General features: G+C 62.1%; 19 protein-coding genes and 2 tRNA genes. 8 read left to right on the top strand and 13 right to left on the bottom strand.

Going from position 1 to position 16991, the window contains the following annotated elements; translation table 11 throughout:
* Positions 1 to 4: 4 nt before the first annotated feature.
* Positions 5 to 832 carry a DUF72 domain-containing protein gene (locus AC0QUY_RS09930; protein ID WP_161853748.1) on the bottom strand — a complete coding sequence of 276 codons (828 nt, stop codon included), beginning with the start codon at positions 830 to 832 and terminating at the stop codon, positions 5 to 7.
* Positions 833 to 983: 151 nt separating this feature from the next.
* Positions 984 to 1610: a phasin family protein gene (locus tag AC0QUY_RS09925; RefSeq protein WP_475386706.1), complete on the bottom strand. Its 627-nt coding sequence runs from the start codon at positions 1608 to 1610 to the stop codon at positions 984 to 986.
* 228 nt (positions 1611 to 1838) lie between these two features.
* Between AC0QUY_RS09925 and AC0QUY_RS09920 the strand changes: the two genes are divergently transcribed.
* From AC0QUY_RS09920 to AC0QUY_RS09910, 3 genes are all read left to right on the top strand, one after another.
* Complete coding sequence (locus AC0QUY_RS09920; protein WP_161853750.1) at positions 1839 to 2039, top strand: hypothetical protein; 201 nt, start codon at positions 1839 to 1841, stop codon at positions 2037 to 2039.
* A 249-nt stretch (positions 2040 to 2288) separates the two neighbouring features.
* The gene (locus AC0QUY_RS09915; protein ID WP_161853751.1) at positions 2289 to 3419 is read left to right on the top strand and encodes a glycosyltransferase; all 1131 of its coding nucleotides are present in this window, start codon (positions 2289 to 2291) and stop codon (positions 3417 to 3419) included.
* Positions 3420 to 3426: 7 nt separating this feature from the next.
* A complete protein-coding gene (locus tag AC0QUY_RS09910; RefSeq protein WP_475386705.1) occupies positions 3427 to 4926 on the top strand; it encodes a glycosyltransferase family 39 protein in 1500 nt (499 codons plus the stop codon).
* A gap of 9 nt (positions 4927 to 4935) precedes the next feature.
* On the opposite strand, the gene AC0QUY_RS09905 is transcribed toward AC0QUY_RS09910, so the two are convergent.
* Both AC0QUY_RS09905 and AC0QUY_RS09900 read right to left on the bottom strand, forming a co-directional pair.
* On the bottom strand, positions 4936 to 6831 hold the full coding sequence (locus tag AC0QUY_RS09905; RefSeq protein WP_475386704.1) for a CHASE2 domain-containing protein: 1896 nt from the start codon (positions 6829 to 6831) through the stop codon (positions 4936 to 4938).
* An 11-nt stretch (positions 6832 to 6842) separates the two neighbouring features.
* On the bottom strand, positions 6843 to 7355 hold the full coding sequence (locus AC0QUY_RS09900) for a FecR domain-containing protein (protein WP_475386703.1): 513 nt from the start codon (positions 7353 to 7355) through the stop codon (positions 6843 to 6845).
* A 282-nt stretch (positions 7356 to 7637) separates the two neighbouring features.
* Between AC0QUY_RS09900 and AC0QUY_RS09895 the strand changes: the two genes are divergently transcribed.
* The 5 genes from AC0QUY_RS09895 to AC0QUY_RS09875 all read left to right on the top strand — a co-directional run bounded on the left by AC0QUY_RS09895 (position 7638) and on the right by AC0QUY_RS09875 (position 11974).
* Positions 7638 to 8333, top strand: coding sequence for a DUF899 family protein (locus AC0QUY_RS09895; RefSeq protein ID WP_475386702.1), 696 nt, complete (start codon positions 7638 to 7640; stop codon positions 8331 to 8333).
* A 407-nt stretch (positions 8334 to 8740) separates the two neighbouring features.
* Positions 8741 to 10081, top strand: coding sequence for an RtcB family protein (locus AC0QUY_RS09890; protein WP_475386701.1), 1341 nt, complete (start codon positions 8741 to 8743; stop codon positions 10079 to 10081).
* Between the two features lie 270 nt (positions 10082 to 10351).
* Positions 10352 to 11494 carry a DUF2778 domain-containing protein gene (locus AC0QUY_RS09885; RefSeq protein WP_475386700.1) on the top strand — a complete coding sequence of 381 codons (1143 nt, stop codon included), beginning with the start codon at positions 10352 to 10354 and terminating at the stop codon, positions 11492 to 11494.
* 339 nt (positions 11495 to 11833) lie between these two features.
* A tRNA-Leu gene (locus tag AC0QUY_RS09880) sits at positions 11834 to 11901 on the top strand.
* A 7-nt stretch (positions 11902 to 11908) separates the two neighbouring features.
* Positions 11909 to 11974, top strand: a tRNA-His gene (locus tag AC0QUY_RS09875).
* Positions 11975 to 12037: 63 nt separating this feature from the next.
* Here the strand turns inward: AC0QUY_RS09875 and AC0QUY_RS09870 are convergent.
* The 9 genes from AC0QUY_RS09870 to AC0QUY_RS09830 form a co-directional block, all read right to left on the bottom strand.
* Positions 12038 to 13108 (bottom strand): tyrosine-type recombinase/integrase, encoded by a 1071-nt coding sequence (locus tag AC0QUY_RS09870; RefSeq protein WP_475386699.1) that lies wholly within the window; start codon positions 13106 to 13108, stop codon positions 12038 to 12040.
* A gap of 284 nt (positions 13109 to 13392) precedes the next feature.
* A complete protein-coding gene (locus AC0QUY_RS09865; protein WP_475386698.1) occupies positions 13393 to 13587 on the bottom strand; it encodes a hypothetical protein in 195 nt (64 codons plus the stop codon).
* Entirely contained in the window at positions 13580 to 13951 is a 372-nt protein-coding gene (locus AC0QUY_RS09860; RefSeq protein ID WP_475386697.1) for a Lar family restriction alleviation protein, read from the bottom strand. Before AC0QUY_RS09860 ends, AC0QUY_RS09865 begins: the two co-directional genes overlap by 8 nt.
* 93 nt (positions 13952 to 14044) lie before the next feature.
* A complete protein-coding gene (locus AC0QUY_RS09855) occupies positions 14045 to 14512 on the bottom strand; it encodes a hypothetical protein (protein WP_475386696.1) in 468 nt (155 codons plus the stop codon).
* A complete protein-coding gene (locus AC0QUY_RS09850; RefSeq protein ID WP_475386695.1) occupies positions 14512 to 15339 on the bottom strand; it encodes a DNA cytosine methyltransferase in 828 nt (275 codons plus the stop codon). Before AC0QUY_RS09850 ends, AC0QUY_RS09855 begins: the two co-directional genes overlap by 1 nt.
* Positions 15340 to 15373: 34 nt before the next feature.
* The gene (locus tag AC0QUY_RS09845; RefSeq protein WP_475386694.1) at positions 15374 to 15601 is read right to left on the bottom strand and encodes a hypothetical protein; all 228 of its coding nucleotides are present in this window, start codon (positions 15599 to 15601) and stop codon (positions 15374 to 15376) included.
* A complete protein-coding gene (locus tag AC0QUY_RS09840; RefSeq protein WP_475386693.1) occupies positions 15594 to 16334 on the bottom strand; it encodes a hypothetical protein in 741 nt (246 codons plus the stop codon). Before AC0QUY_RS09840 ends, AC0QUY_RS09845 begins: the two co-directional genes overlap by 8 nt.
* A gap of 145 nt (positions 16335 to 16479) precedes the next feature.
* Entirely contained in the window at positions 16480 to 16635 is a 156-nt protein-coding gene (locus AC0QUY_RS09835) for a hypothetical protein (RefSeq protein ID WP_475386692.1), read from the bottom strand.
* A 136-nt stretch (positions 16636 to 16771) separates the two neighbouring features.
* Positions 16772 to 16984 (bottom strand): HNH endonuclease, encoded by a 213-nt coding sequence (locus AC0QUY_RS09830; RefSeq protein ID WP_475386807.1) that lies wholly within the window; start codon positions 16982 to 16984, stop codon positions 16772 to 16774.
* Positions 16985 to 16991: the final 7 nt, after the last annotated feature.

Here is a 16991-nt window from a genome sequence, read left to right as displayed (position 1 = left end):
CGGATTACTTCACCCGCTCGATCAATTCCATCGCACCCGCCGGCGCGCGCACCTTGCCCTCGTGGATCACATAGGCAAATACGTCGCGCGGCGCCTTCGCAGGCTTGGCGGTCTTGTCGACCCGCGGCAGATCGTCCGGCTCGCCACCGGCGGCCCAGGCCTGGAAGCGCTTGGCCCAGGCGTCGAGCTGCTTCGGCGGGTAACACGTCTTGAGCTCGTCATTGCCCTTCTGCAGCCGCGCATAAACGAAGTCGCTGACCACATCGGCAATCGCGGGATATTTGCCGTGCTCGGCGAACACCACCGGCGTTTCGAACTCGCGCAGCAAGGCAACGAACTCCGGCACGCAGAAACTGTCATGCCGCACCTCGACCACGTGACGGAGCGCGCGGCCGTCGAGCTTACGCGGCAAGAGCTCGAGGAATTTGCCGAAATCGGCGCTATCGAATTTTTTGGTCGGCGCGAACTGCCAGAGCACCGGGCCGAGCCGGTCGCCAAGCTCCATCACACCGGAATCGTAGAAGCGCTTCACGGAATCGCCGGCCTCCGCCAGCACACGGCGGTTGGTCGCGAAGCGCGGTCCCTTCAATGAGAACACGAAACCATCAGGCACTTCACGCGCCCATTTGCGAAAACTCTCCGGCTTCTGCGAGCCGTAATAGGTGCCGTTGATCTCGATCGAGGTCAGTTTCGACGCGGCATAGGACAGCTCCTTCGCCTGCGCGAGTTTCTCGGGATAAAAGACCCCGCGCCACGGCTCAAAGGTCCAGCCGCCGATGCCGATATAGATGCTGCCGCTGTTTTTCGCGGTCGATTTGGAAGCCTTGCTCACGGGAAGACTCTTCGGAAGAGGGGCGGGATGTGGCCGATGTTAGCCACATCGGCTTCCATTGGCCAGTTTCCAAGCGAAATCATACGAAAAAGGCTCCGGAGCCCCGGAGCCTTTTGCATCCCATTTGCCAAGCAGATTCGCCGGATGCCCGTTACGACTTGCCGCGTGTTTCCGGCGCCTTGCCCACCAGGCCCTGAAATGGCTGGAAGGTCTGCTTGGCGAGCTTGCTGTGAAGTTCGCAGATCTTCTGCGACTCGGCCACGGAGTTCTCGTAAGCCCGCTTCACAAATTCGCTTTGAACCGTCATCGCCTTGTCAAGCGAGCGAACGCTGCTGAGCTGTTCGACAAAGGATCCGAATTCCTCGAGCGATTTCCGTGTGTAGTCGCGATAGGCGTTGGCGATGGTCTGCAGGCTCACCGGCGCGGGCTCCGCCGCCGACTCGACCGGTGCGGGCTGAACCGGCGCGGACTCGACTGGTGCAGGCTCGACCGGTGCAGGCTCGATCGACGCGACCTCGGCCGGCGCGGGCTCGACCGGCGAGGGTGCCGGCTGCAGCTCAGGCGACGCGGCGACGGCTTCGACCGGGGTGTCGACAGCCGGCTGATCCAGCTTCGGGCTCTCCACGTGAGCGGGCTCCGGCTGCAGCTGACGATCCTGATCCGGGCTTTGCAACTCAACCGGCGCCGGACTCACGGTCGGGCTCTCTTGAGGCGCAGCTTTCTTGCCCCGCTCTCCCTTCCGGTTGCGCCGTCCGGATTTCCCGGCCGGTTTGCCCAAATCTGTATTCGACATCTTCTTCCCCTATTCCTGTCAAATCAAAGGTCGAGACTCTGCCATGTTTGCGATCTAATAGCGGTTCTTGCTTGTCAGTTACACGGCACTGGCGTGGTGAGATTTTGAAGGATGGCGCCGACGACCGGTTTAGCTAGCGGCGACGCTGCCGACTATTCCTCAATACGCTTGTTCCGTGATATCTGTTCCCGATTAGCTGAGGGGTAGCTGAGTATGAATTCGCAGTCAGTCGCGGGTCTTTTGGGAGCCATCGTCGCCTCGATCGTGATGGTGGTTGCGGTTGCCTATGGGCCGATCGGCCAGTTCGGAAAGCCCGTCAAGCAGCCGGCCAGTCTCCAGCAACCGGTACCGGTGCAATCGGTTCCTGTGGCGCCAGCCCCGCGCGGGCCGGTGATTCGGGAAGTGCCGAATTAGGTGAGGCGGCATCCCCCTTGCGGAACGCCGCCGGCGTTCCCATATGCCATCCAACGGCGACGTTGACGCTTCAAAGCTCCGGCGCTGGGACGACCATGAATAGTTTGGCTGCGCCGGATGTACGCGCGCCCTCTGTTCGTGGTCGTTGGCATTTTAGGCGCCTTCTTAAGACCGTTTTCCCCTATTGATTAGCTGTTCCGGAACCCACGCCTTGGCATGTCGGGCGGCTGCGGATATACGCTGGCGGCCATGAATCAAGCCATCAAACCGAGCCCCGAAGCCCCGTCGCAGGCCGGTTTGCCTGAGCTTTCGGTCGTTGTTCCGACCTTCAACGAGCGCGACAATGTCACCGTGCTGTACCGGCGGCTGGAAGCCACGCTGGCCGGCATTGCCTGGGAAGTGGTCTTTGTCGACGACAATTCCCCTGATGGGACCTGGGAAGTGGTGCGGGGGCTGGCGCGGAAGGATTCCCGCGTGCGCTGCATCCGCCGGATCGGGCGGCGCGGACTGTCGGGGGCCTGCATCGAGGGTATTTTGGCCTCGAGCGCGCCCTATGCGGCGGTGATCGATGCCGATTTGCAGCACGATGAAACGCAACTGCCGAAGATGGTTGCGCTGCTGCGGAGCGGCGAGGCGGAACTAGTGGTCGGCAGCCGCTATATCGAGGGCGGCAGCGCCGATAGTTTCAACAAGCAGCGGGCAGGGGCCAGCCAGCTTGCGACCGAGGTCGCCAAGCGCACGCTGAAGGTCGAAGTTGCCGATCCCATGAGCGGCTTCTTCATGATCCGCCGCGACCGTTTCGAACAACTGGCGCCGCAGCTCTCGACCCAGGGCTTCAAGATCCTGCTCGACATCATCGCGACCGCGCAAGGCAAGCTGCGCACGATCGAAATTCCCTATACCTTCGGTTCGCGCCAGCACGGCGAGAGCAAGCTCGATTCCATGGTGGCGCTGGACTTTCTCGGTCTGGTGCTGGCGAAGCTGACCCATGACGTGGTGTCGCTGCGCTTCATCCTGTTCGCGATGGTCGGAGGCACTGGCCTTATCGTGCATCTGGCGGCGCTGTTTATCGCGCATGAGATCTTCAGGGAACCGTTTGCGGAGGCGCAGGCCGCCGGCGCGCTGGTCGCCATGACCAGCAATTTCATCCTGAACAACTTCCTCACCTATCGCGACCAGCGGTTGAAGGGATTTGCCATCCTGCGCGGCCTGTTGCTGTTCTATCTGGTTTGCGGCGTCGGACTGCTCGCCAACGTCGGCGTCGCGTTCGCGGTCTTCGACCAGGAACCGATCTGGTGGCTTGCGGGGCTTGCCGGCGCGCTGATGGGCGTGGTCTGGAATTACGCCATGTCCGGACTGTTCGTCTGGCGCAAGCGATGATCGGAAAATGAGTCCCATCGAGGCGCGGGTTGCCCTCAACACGAGTCTGGCGATCCTGGCGCTGGTGGCATTGCGCCTGATCGCGGCGGCGTTCACGCCGATCACCTTCGACGAAGCCTATTACTGGATGTGGTCGAAGCATCTGGCCGGCGGCTACTACGATCATCCGCCGATGGCCGCCGTGGTGATTCGGCTCGGCACCCTGATCGCAGGCGATACCGAGTTCGGCGTGCGGCTGGTCTCGATCCTGCTGGCACTGCCGATGAGCTGGGCGACCTACCACGCCGCCGCGATCCTGTTCGGCAGCCGGCGCGTCGCCGCCTCGTCGGCGATCCTTCTCAACATCACGCTGATGGCCGCGGTCGGCACCATGATCGTCACGCCGGACGCGCCGCTGCTGGTGGCGTCCAGCCTCCTGCTGTTTGCGCTCGCCAAGGTGTTGCAGACCGGCCGTGGCGTGTGGTGGCTGGCGGTCGGCGCCGCCGCCGGTTGTGCGCTGCTGTCGAAATACACCGCGCTGTTCTTCGGACCGGCGATCCTGATCTGGCTGATCGCCGTTCCCAAGCTGCGGCACTGGCTGATCTCGCCTTGGCTTTATCTCGGCGGGCTCGTGGCGCTCCTGCTGTTTGCGCCCGTCATTCTCTGGAACGCCGAGCACCACTGGGTGTCCTTCATCAAGCAGATGGGGCGGGCGAGAATCGAGGATTTCCGCCCGGCCTACATCGCCGAACTGATCCCGACACAAATCGCGTTTGCGACGCCACTGGTGTGGATGCTCGGCGCGATGGGGCTCTACGCGCTTCTCCGCCGTCGGGCCGGCGCGCTGCCGGCGCGTGCGCTGATCAATACGATGTTCTGGATCATCGTTGCCTATTTCGTCTGGCATTCGCTGCATGCGCGCGTCGAGGCCAACTGGTTTGCGCCGGTCTATCCGGCATTTGCCGTCGCCGCGGCGGTCGCGGCGCACCTGGTCGAATGGCAGCCGCGCTGGCAGCGGCTGGTCGATTTCTGCCGGCGCTGGGCGGTGCCGGGCGGCGTCCTGATGTTCGTGCTCTTGGTCGCGCAGGCCGACACCGGCATGCTGTCGGGCTATCGCCGCGATGCCACCGTGCGCAGCGTCGGCATCGGCTGGCGCGAGACGGCCGATGCCATCGAGGCCGTGAGGGCGCGGACGGGGGCGACATGCGTGCTGGCGTCGGATTACGGCACCACCGGCTGGCTCGCCTTCCATCTGCCAAAGGACACTTGCGTCGCGCAGCAGAACCAGCGCATCCGCTGGGTCAACATGCCCGAGCCCGATGCGGCGCAACTCGCCGGTCCGCTGCTCTATGTCCGTGAGATCTGGCCCGGGGATCCTCCGTTAACGGACACGTTCGCCAGCGTCGAGAAGGTCGGCGAGGTCGAGCGCAAGCGGGGTCCGCTTCTGATCGAAACCTATGCGCTGCATCTCCTGCGCGCGCCGAAGCGCGAGGTATTCGACCGCACGCCGCCGCCGGAATTGCAATAGCGGCCCGGTTTACTCTGCGGCGTCGGGATGCGTGCGTTGCTCCAGTGTGAGACGTTCGCTCCGCCACAGCCAGACGGCGAGCGAGCCGGATCTGCCGCGAATCTGCGCCTCGACGGGACCGGCAAGGCTACCTGTCTTCAGCCGCGCGCCGGTGCCTTCGGCCGCGACGCGCAGCGTGTCGCTGAGTGCCAGCCGGACGTCATGGCGGGCCGCCACTTCCATCAGACGGCTCGCCACGTTCACGGTGTCGCCGGTCGCGGTGATGTGCTGATGGTTTCGGCCGCCGAGGCGGGAGGCGACGATCGGGCCGAAATGCGCGCCGAGCTTGAAGCCGATCCGATGCGCGATTGCCGGCGGCAGCGCCTCGATCCAGCGGTCGGTCTTGACGCAGAGCGCGATCGAACATTGCGCCGCGCGCACAGCGTCATCCGGCTTAGCCTCCGGCAGGCCGAACAGGATCATGGCGCCATCGCCGAGGAAGCTCGTGATCATGCCGCCGCAGCGAGTAGCTTCCTTGTCGACCAGCGCATGAAACTCCTTCAGCAATCCCCTCGTCACGTCCGGATCGAGGGTTTCGCTGAGCGAGGTAAATCCCGAGAGATCGACGAACACGACGGCGGCGTCCTGCCTGACCGGCGCCAGCAGGAAGTCGGGATCGCGCCTCAGCCATTGCTGCAGGCCCGGCGTGTGGAATTGTTCGAGGAGTCTGTTTTGCGCGGCGAGGCGCTGGGCGCTGCGCCGGCCCGACCATAGCTGGACGGCGCCGAACAGCATCAGCGGCGGCGCTGCCGCGGCGATGCTCGTCGCTGCGTCGAGCCATATGCCGTGCGCGAAAGCAACCGCGTTGGCTGCCGCCCATGCCAGCACCATCGCGCTGACCGCTACCAGGCCGATTGCGTTTCGTCGCCAGGCCAGGAGACCTATCAGCAGCATCGGCAGCAGCACCGTCGTGACGGCTTCGGCGATGCGAACCGTCCGGTCGCGCACGACGCCGTCTCCTGCGACCAGATGGGTGATCGCAGTGGAAATGATTTCCACGCCCGGCATCAGGGAATCGAACGGCGTCGGAAAGAAGTCGCCGGCACCGGTTGCGGTCGCGCCGATGACGACGATCCGGCCCCGGATGGCTTCCTTGTCGATCTGGCCGTCAATCACATTGGCGGCGCTGACGGTGCGGATGGTGTGGCGCGGACCGTAATAGGAGATCGGCAGCGCATAGCCGGAAGCAGTCGCGATCGGCCGGTCGCCGAATGTGAGGCGGTCGGGCTCGATCGTCAGGTTCTGGCCGATCGCGATGGAGGCGACACGAAGCGGAAACGACAATTCGATCTTGTCGCGCGTCCGGAACAGCATCGGGACCGACAGTGGCGTGCCGGTTTGGCCCGTCGCCACGTTGGCGATGCCGACTTCCGCACGCTCGGCAAATGTCGGGAGCGGCAACAGGAAGCGGTCCGCCATCGGCAGGCTAGCCAGAGGGCCATCGCTCTGCGTTGAGGGCTGAACGATGTTCGAAAATACCGCAGCCGCCGCCAGCACGGTCGGACGCGCCGCGAGCGATTGCGCGAGCGCCGCATCGCCATCGGCGGGACCTTTGTCGAGCAGCAGGAGATCGACGGCAATGACCTTCGGCTCCAGCCGCCCGATCGCCTCGACGATCTTGGCCAGCTCCGTGCGGGGCAGGGGATATGTGCCGCCGAGCTTGACGATGGTATCGTCGATCGCGACGATCGTGACGAGATCCGGCGGCACCTTTACCCCGCGCAGCAGCGTGCGCACATCGCTCAACGCCGACTCCAGCCGGTCGAGAAACCGCAGATGGCCGCTGGAATGGCCGAGCCAAATCGCGCCTGCCCATAATCCCGTGCAGAGCAACGCAACCAGAATATGAAGACGTCGATGGTTCATCGGCTCGGCTTCTATTGACCCAATCTCGACATCAGTGCCGCGACACGTGCGGGCGCCCAGCGCTTGACGGTCAGTTCGCCCGATGTCTCGACGTCCACGCCCTCCCCGGGCCCGAGCACGACACTGCCGCGGCCGGCTGATCGCGCCACGCTGACGCGGCCGTTGACGACGAACACCGATGTCTTCGCACCTTCGGCGTCCACCGCCCATCTGGTGCCGCGCACCGCGGCAATCGCCTGCGGCGTCACCACGTCGAATCTGGTGCGCCCCGGCTTCTTCGGCACTTCGAGCAGCAGCGCCTTGTTGCTCAGTTCGACGGAATCGACATGGCCGTCGCGGTTGCGATCCCTGAGCTCGAACTTGGCACCGCTCTCGGCCACGATGGTGATCCCAGCCTCGCAACGGAGCGTCTGCGTGCCCTGGGACGTCGGTGCGGACGAGCAACCGGATTGCTGCGCCGCCGCAGGGCCGGCGAACAGCAGGATGCTTGCGGCGATCGATCCGACGCGTGCCAGCATTGTCATGGCAACCTTCCCCTTCGGGGTATTCTTGCGCATATAGCGGGCTGGGTGATACGGTGCCGTATCACCCAGCCCACACGCGAGTGCAAAGCCAATGACCGGCGATAATATGTCTGCGTTCGGCAGCTAAGGTTCGCAGAATAATGCGATCCGAAGAAACATCGCAGAATCGGCCCGAAATCAGCCCGAAACCGGGTGGTTTGGCACCGATTTTTTGCTCGCCGATGTCGGCCCAATGGAAGGCCAGACGTCTTGTAGGCGTTCATTCCAACCCGAGGTGCTGCCATGTCTGGTTCCGCCCTTAAATCTGCCGCCGAACTCGCACGCGGAAATGGCGTGCGCTTTCCCAACGAGAGCACCGAATATCGTCGCGCCCGCGAACAATTGCTGGCGGAGGAGATCGAACTGCGCCGTCACATCGAGCGCGTCGCCGAGATGCGTCGCGCGCTGCCGCCGGGCGGCGCCGTGACGAAGAACTATGCGTTCGAAGGCGAGGGCGGCAAGGCGACCTTGTCCGATCTGTTCGGCAACAAGCAGACGCTCGTGATCTACAGCTACATGTTTGGCCCGCAGCGCGAGCAGCCGTGTCCGATGTGCACCTCCTTCATGAGTACCTGGGAAGCCAAGCTGCCCGATGTCGAGCAGCGCATCGCATTCGTGTTCGTTGCGCGCTCGCCGATCGCGCGATTGATCGAAGCGAAGAGGGCGCGCGGCTGGACGCGACACCGGATCTATTCGGATGCGTCGGGCGATTACACGCGCGATTATGTCAGCGCTGCGGATGCGGATGCACCCGGCTACAACGTGTTCACGCGTCGGGACGGCAGCATTCGTCATTTCTGGTCCAGCGAAATGGGACCATCGACCGCCGATCCCGGACAGGACCCGCGCGGCGCGCCTGATATCGATCCGCTGTGGACCATTCTGGACACGACGCCGGAAGGGCGCGGCAAGGACTGGTATCCGCGATTGATCTATTAGCACCCGCGACGCGCGGACGTTGTGAGTGCTATTTACAAACCTGGAAATTGATGTATGTGATCGCGCGCTTCCGCGATCTATGGAAACACGATGCTTCGTATAGACACCAACCCGTCAAATTATGCAGGCCAGCCGGTCGTCCGGCGCGGTCGTGCTTTGGCGTGCGTCCTTGGCGTGTATTCGATTTGTGAATCGTACCGTCAAGAAAGACTACCAGCGTAACGCGGCAGCGGGTCTTCCTCTGCCGTCGAGGCAGGGAATGATCCGCGGTAATCCATTCGTGGCAAGCTCGAGCTTGTAATTCCTCCCTGCCTGCAAACCCAACTGTCCCATGTCGCGACTGACATGGGACACTCCGGGGTCCGGAACGGACGTCGGCGTAAAGTATTGCAGTGAAGGAGTGTGAGATGCGATCCGATCCCTACCAGGAGCGCGCCCGAGCTCTGGCCGTCGAGGCCGGGCTCGACCCCGATGCCAAGATCGATCGGCCCGGCCAGCGGCCCATGCCGACGTGGTGCCTGTTCCGCGATGCCGCGCGCAAGGAAAAGCTTGCGCGGGATGCGGAGGCCGTTGCTTCCGATATCGCGCTCAGGCCGCAAGCCGCGCAATACCAGAACAGCCCGCTCAAGATCTTCGGCAAGCATGACGATGCCACGATCGCGCAGATGCGCAATTGCATGTCGGTCGGCAACGCGGTCGCCGGCGTGATTTGCGCGGACGGCCATCTCGGTTATGCGCAGCCGGTCGGCGGCGTGATCGCCTATGAGAAGCAGATCAGCATCTCCGGCGTCGGCTTCGACATCGGCTGCGGCAACATGGCCGTGCGCCTCGATACGCCGTTCAGCCAGATCGAGAGCAATGTCGGCACGATCATCAAGGACGTGCACAATGTGATCTCGTTCGGCGTCGGGCGGACCAACGACGAGCGCGTCGAGCATGAACTGTTCGACGACGCCGACGCGTGGCGGGAATCCGACATGGGCGCTTACCGGCAGAAGGCGGTGTCGCAGCTCGGCACCGTCGGATCTGGCAATCACTATGTCGACCTGTTGCGCGACGAGGAGGGCTTTGTCTGGATCGGCGTGCACTTCGGCAGCCGCGGCCTCGGGCACACCAGCGCGACCCGCTACCTCAAGGCCGCGGGTGGCAAGGACGGCATGAACGTGCCGCCCGCGGTGATCGACGAGGACAGCGAGATCGGACGGCGCTACATTGCGGCGATGCAGCTCGCCGGGCGCTACTCCTATGCCGGCCGTGAATGGGTGGTCGAGCGCGTGCGCAGGATCATCGGCGGCGAGGTCACCGACATGGTTCACAACCACCACAACTACGCGTGGCGGGAGAACCATGGCGGCAAGGATCTGTGGGTGGTGCGTAAGGGCGCTACGCCTGCATTTCCCGGCCAGCGTGGCTTCATCGGCGGATCAATGGGGGACGATGCTGTCATCGTCGAGGGCGTCGACAGCGAGGAGGCGAAGGCTTCGCTCTATTCGACGGTGCACGGCGCAGGCCGTCTGTTCGGCCGCAAGGAGGCCAAGCGGCGATTCACGCGCACCGAGATGGACGCCTGGCTGCAATCGCGTGGCGTGACGCTGATCGGCGCGGACCTCGACGAAAGCCCGATGGCCTACCGCCGGCTGCCGGAGGTGATCGCCGAACATTCCGGCTCGGTCAGGGTGCAGCACACGCTGCGTCCGTTCGCCGTGGCGATGGCCGGCGAGAACGAGTTCGACCCGTTCAAGGACTAATGCCTCAACTTGGCCCGATATGGGACATCCGGTGGGCAGAAACGCCGGATGTCCATGATTGTGGCGGAATCCCCGCATCATTCCGGAGGCTATTTCCCCAATAGTTCCATGCATTTGCGGATTGCCTTAGATCTGCCCGGGTTTAATCCGGATTTAACTAAAAGTCGCCTTAATGACGCTCTGTGCCTCTGCGAGATGCTGCCGGGGACCTATCCGGACGCGGCATCAAACGGGGGACTTGGTGGAAGTGTTGTTCTGGGCGTTGTGTGAATGAGTAAGCGTAAGCGTGCGTTCGGTCCTGCGGCCCGCAGCCGCAGGAAATCCTCCCGCAAAGGCATTCCCCAATATTTTCTCGGCGGTGTCGCGGTCGCAGGCCTCGTGCTGGGCTGCGCTTGGACCGTTTACACCAATGTGATCGGCGCCAGCGTCTATCCATCCGTGAACAGCGCCGCCTTCGAGGCTCCCGCCGTCAACAATTCGACCACGATCGCCGCCCGCCCGGTGCAGCCCGCCTTCAACGAAATCTTCGCATCGCTCGAGCAGCGCCCGCTGGTGATGCCTGCGCCGGAGAACGTCGCGTCGTCGCTGATGTTCAGCGAAAGATTCGCGGCCGCGGCGGCGCAGGGCGCGCCTTCGAGAGCTGGCGAGGCCAGGTCCGTCGAAACAACGAAACTGGCGGAGGCTTCGCCGCCGGCTGAATCGCCAAAGGCCGTTGAGGCGCCCAAGCGCGCGGAAACGCCGAAGCCAAAGGTTGCGGCCCCGGCGACCCAGCTTGCGCTCAGTATCCCGGCCCCGGCGCCGCAGGAGCCCGCGAAAGCATCCGGCAACTCCATCCGCGACATGGCGCAGCGCGCCAAGGCGGCTGTCATGTCGATCGGCGCGACGGACAGGTCGAACATGGTCGAGAAGCTGTGGGGCAAGCAGCCGTCGAACTCGCTATTGGCCTATGCTTCCGCCGACGCCAACGTCACCGGCAGCATCATCGATACGCGAAGCCAGAATCCGATGCTCGGTGGTTCGCCGCCCTATGATCGTCAGACCGCGGTCTACGATATCGCCGCCAAGACCGTGTATCTGCCCGATGGCACCAGGCTTGAGGCACATTCCGGATTGGGCTCCAAGATGGACGACGTTCGCTACTCGCATGTGCGCATGCAGGGCGTGACGCCACCGCACATCTACGAACTGAAGCCGCGCGAAGCGCTGTTTCACGGTGTGCCAGCGCTGCGGCTGACGCCGATCGGCGGTCAGGACAAGATCTTCAACCGCGATGGATTGCTCGCCCACAGCTACATGCTCGGGCCGAGCGGACAATCCAACGGCTGCGTCTCGTTCAAGGATTACTACGCCTTCCTCGACGCCTACAAGAACAAGGGCATCCGCCGCCTCGCGGTGCTGGCGAAGGTCCAATAGGGCCGTAACCGCCTCGGAAGGTGGCGTACTTGGTACGCGGCCGCAAACTCTTTCCACGTCAGTGCGAGCGAAGCGAAGCAATCCACCCCTCCGCACGGGGATAGATGGATTGCTTCGTCGCTTCGCTTCCTCGCAATGACGGCGGAGGGAGGTGCTGCGCGCTGTGATCGCCCTGCTACAGTCGACCTCGGCGACGAAAAATTCCTGCGTGGGGGCTTGCAATCTCTGGATGCTTGCTTTATTTCCGCGCTCCTTCGCTTTGGCCATGGGTTCGGGCTCGTTGTGATCCCGACTGGCGCGGGCCGGTCTCCGGTTTCGTGTTCCGCTGAAATGAAGACCGTGATTGTAGCTCATGGAGAGCATCGGGATAAAACCCGAAGGCATCGGTTCGATTCCGATCTGTCGCACAACAAAGGATAGCTCAGTTTGGTAGAGCAGATGACTATGGATCATCCTGTCGCGGGTTCGAATCCTGCTCCAGCGCTCCGTTTCAGCCTAAAAAGCTGATACCTCTGAAGGGTAGGGGGCTAATTCACCAGACCCCTATTTTAATAGGCTTTCCGCAACCTTCGTTCTGTCGTGTGTCAACGGCGCGTCAATCAGGCGGTCGGTTAGCGTGATGTCCTTCAGCGCGTGTCCGTAGGTCTTGAGCACCTGGGCGGGCGTCTTCCACCCTCCGAGATAGGCAACCGTCGTCACGTCAACGCCGCGGCGCAGAAGGCCGGTAGCGAACCCGTGGCGGCATGAGTGCGGCGTCAGGCGCTTGATGCCGGCGCGCTTGATCGCCCCATGCCACGCCCTCACGATGTCGTCGGGGTGCTGGTAGACGAAGACGGGCCGCTCATTGATCCGCGGCAGGTTGGACAGCATGGCGACCAGCGGCGTCGGCAGGTGCGAGACACGCTCGGCCGACACCTTGGACTGCCGGATCAGGACCGTTCCAGCATTCAGGCTCACGTCTTCCCATCTAACGTCTATGGCCTCGCCGACGCGGGCGCCGGTCAGGAACATGAACCAAGCCAGCGCCTCGATTGCGGGCGAGGCTTCCGGTCCAAAGGCGCGCAGCCATTCCAAAGTGACGGGCTCCTTGACCTTGCTATCGACCTTGAACCGCTTGACCTTGATCGGCGAGCACAGTTCGGATTCCGCGGCGAAGTTGATCACGGCCTGGGCGGGCGTAATGCCCTGCCGGTTGCGGCCGGCGGCGCCGCAGTCGGGATAGAGGTCAATCGCCATCTGCCGGATCGTCCCGCCCGTGATGTCCTTTACCAGCGTGTCCTTGAAGTGTTCTTCGATGCGGTCCAGGAAGCGTTCCGACTTGCCGGCAGCCCGGTAAAGCTGGGCGGCTCGGCGGAATGTCAGGATCGCGCCAGGGCCATCGAAATGACCTTTCCAGTATTTCGCTTCGATCTCGGCAACCTGACGCGCCGCAATGTCTTTGTCCGCGGTTTTGCAAGAGCCTCGGAGGCGCGATCGGCGCTCAACCGGGCCAATTGTTCCGCGGTAATTCCAGACCCCGTTGCGCAAATAGAGCTTGAGGGGCATCGCTGCGACTCCATGATCTTGTGAACGTCGTCTTTGGTGAGGGTCATACAGTTGCCCGAAATCAGGCACGCGCCAAGTGATTTGGCAATCCTGCGCACACGTCTTTCCGGCCAGCCGAGGTGCTGGGCTAGGGCTTTGGGCGTGGTGACCTCGGGCAGGGTCATGGGGTCTCGCCGTTCGACGGAGGGAGCGCCGAACTATGCTGCCAACCCCATGCGGCGAACGTGGCCAAGGTGGCAGCAGTAAAATCGCCGTTCGTGGATGTGCAAGACATGCCGTCTTTTCTCCTTATGCACATCCACTCCCTGCCCAGCCGGTCTGTGTACCAATCGGTCGTGAAGTCTGGGTATTGGTCAGTCATGGTCAGCATCTGGCCATCGTTTGGGGTCAGGGAAGAAGTGCACGCAATCATTTTCCGGGGCTGTATTCCCGACGCCGGAATGGCGATTGATGCAGATCCATTTGCCGTCGATATCGCCTTGCAGGGAGGCGCAATTGGCGCAGATGGGGGCCGGCTCTTCGCTTGGGTCAAAGAACGGATCAGCCATCTCGCGATCCTCCCACAGCATCGCCAGACAGATTGGCGTGAAGCTTTCCGCATTCCTCGCGCCAATGACGCAGGTTGCGGCGCAGTTCTTCTATCTGACTATGGCTGTGGAAAGCCTCGTAAACGGCGTCAATGCTCTTTTTGTCGCCAGAGACATTTACGCCATCGCACGAAAAGCCGCAGGTCGGAGTTCTGTCGTTCCACGATCTGTATAGGTTCTCTTTGCGGCCGAAGTGCATGGGCGAAGATGCCTGACACTGTTTGCACTGAATGCAAGAGCCACCCTCGTTGAACGACCCCGTATCGTGATCGTCGTAGCGCTCGGCCTCGCCTCCACAGAACGGACATGCCAGAAGGTCAGTCATAGGTTCCCCCTCAATCCCAAGGCATTTGAATACCGAGCAACCGGCAAACGGCCCATGTCGCCAGCAGCCAAACCGCTATGTAAGTTGCGATTGTCATGACGGCTCTTTCGGTGTGGACACAGCAGCGGGGAAGAACACATGCCGCAGCGCCCGTGCGTCCCATAGCGCATTGTGCTGGACAGCATCCGGCAACTCGGTCGGATAGGAGTCGATCCGCAGCATCTGGAATTGTAGCCGCGGGATGTTCACCATCTCGCCGGGGCCGGTGATCACCGCTTGGCAGAAATAGCGGATGTCATCCGGCCAATCCGTGATGATTGTGGGGAGTTTGTCATCCTCCAGGAACAGGCGGATTGCGCTCCCAAACTGATGTGGCTCGATCAGTATCGGGATGGCACCCTTGCAGTTCACGATGGGCAGGACGTTTTCCTTTACCCACTCGCCCGGCGCTTCGCAGTGCGTGGCGACATATAGTTCACGGTCGCCGGCCTCGTTGACCAGCGCAAGGCTAATCAATTGGCCGCCGAATTCGTTGAACTCGGTATCCAAGAAGTAGCGCATTATTCAGCCCCCGTGTTTTGGTGATGCGAAGACAGCGTGGCACTCATGATTGCCCGTCCGATGATTTCGGGGATTTGCGGGACGACTGAATTTCCGAGAGATCGCAGGCGGTCCAATCTTTCGGGAAGCCCATCATCCACTCCCATTCCCAGGGGTGAATCTTCGTCCGGCCAAACTCGGTCCCACGATATGGATTCCCGCTCCCGCCCAACTCTTGCCAAGTGAACCGCGACTTGTTGCTGCCAGCATTCGGCGTCAGCAACGCCATCCGCCGGCAACCCGCGTGCTTCATCATGCTCGGAGCTAGCTGGTTCGCCGTCCTGGTGGGGGTAGGCAATAATCCAGACCCGTTCTCGAGAATGGGGCGCCCCAACGTCGGCAGCGGATATGCTGCGCCATTCCGCATCGTACCCGAGCGCGGCCAGATCCCCGAGAACTCGGTCAAGCCCTCGAGCAAGCAGTGCTGAGACGTTCTCCACGATAACGAACTTGGGTCGTATTTCGCGAATGAGTCTGGCGTACTCGCCCCAGAGGCCAGAGCGGTTTCCAGTAATCCCCACCTTGAGGCCGGCGCTCGAGATGTCCTGACAGGGAAATCCTCCGCAAATAACATCAATTGCGGTGACGAGACTTCCATTAACTCGCCCGATGAGGTGGCTTCCCTTGAGTTTTCGGATGTCGTCAAAGATGGGAACCCCTGGCCAATTCTTCGCGAGCACTCGCTGACAGAACGGATCGATTTCACAGAAAGCAACAGTTCGGAATCCGGCTCGCTCGAGCCCGATTGAAAAGCCTCCGATGCCTGAAAAGAGGTCCAGGACATTCATGGGGCCTCGCGATGTGGGCGCGACAATGCGGTACTCATGCCCGGCTCCATTTCCAATGGTTGCGGGCAAAGACGATCCAGAGCGCAGCATTCATGGGCAATAAACCCCACGCCTGCGCGGAGCAGATCCAGACCAGCCAGAGAAATTGATTGCCCAGCCCAACAAGCCAAGTGTGCTTGGCGCGGCCCCCGGCAAGCCACATGCTATAGATCGTGATGCACGAAAGCAGCCAGGGCAGGTAAATGCGGATCGCATCAGTCATGGGGTGCTCCGTGCGGGGAGGAGATCGGGGGTGAGCATTCCTCGCAAGTGCCAAGCGGATCGCCGCCAGAGCGCAAGCAAGCGCAGGGACTACGCGGCTGTGTCGATGAGAGCGCTGTAGCGATGATCTGCTTTCCGTGGTGCTTACATCCGACATACATGCATTCGCGGTGGCGGTAGCATGAATTAGGATGCTGGCAGCCTGCGGGCCACACGTCAGGCTCTTGCTCTGCTTGGGCAGCACCGCGAGTGCGGTCCTGTTCCTCCAGAACGCTTTCGGCGTGCTCTGCGCGCTCTCGCCAGTGCCTTATCTGAGGGGAATCGGAGTCGCAGTTGTCGCAGCTATTGGGGAAACCAGCCTGGGCGCAGGAGCATTGGGCAGGACCGGTGATATGCGTCACCATCGTGTCTGAGATTTTCAGGAACAGTTCTTCTTCTGTTGCGCCTGGATTTGCCTTGGAAACCGCCGTCATCAGATTGAAGAGGTTGTGCCGCGACCAGACGGCATCAGCGCTGCCTGCGGAAGAGTGGGCAGCATCTTTAGGCGGCGCGGTCATGGCCTTGCGAAGCTGCGTGATCGTCTCATCGTATAGCTTTACGCCGTCCGGGTGCATCTTCTCACGCGACGTGATGAACTTGCGCGCGTGGTCGAGAGTGACAATTGCGTCGCTCAGGATCTCGTACCACGTCACAGCCGGGGCTGGCCCGGTCTCAGGAGAAAATCGCGTTACCATGTCGGCCCCCATATGTTGCACCCAGCGGCGACCCAGCAAATCATGGGAAGGCCGTATTTGATGAAGAGGCCGGCGCCGACGACAAGAACAACGATCGCGAAAAGAACGTCAGCCGCGGCGCCACCCAGATTGAGAAGGTAATTTTTCATCGGTCCCACCAGATCATCCAGAGCCAAGCGATAGTGAAAAGCAGAGGGAACGGCGCGATGGGAGCCACGGCGTTGATGGCCCACGCGAGCAGGATCACGATGGGGGCCAGGCCATAAACGATCCCCTCTTCGAACATGGAAATGCGGGTCATTTGGAGATTTCCTTAAGTTTCGCTCTGGTAGTGGTTCTCATAGGCGCCGCGGTCGAAGTCCAGAAACATGACGCCGCGGAACTTTGCGTTAGCCTTCAAGTCATCAATCGTAATAGACATCAATGCTCTCCCTTCATCACCGCTCACGTCCCGCGTGGACGATTGAGCCGTCAAACTTGCGCCATGACCTGATGGTGCGAGGCTTCTTGATCCCGAGATGCTTCGCGCGAACTCGGGCGGTTACCGACTTCTCGGCAACATCTGCCTTCGTTTTGACCGCATGGCATGGCACGCAAAGCAGTTGCAAATTACTCTCGGCATGCTTTCCGCCGTTGATAAGCGCCTGGATATGATCA

It is taken from the genome of Bradyrhizobium sp. WYCCWR15520, from assembly GCF_056174665.1.
Note: the sequence above shows the minus strand (reverse complement) of the source record. Positions and strands in the feature narration are given on the sequence as shown.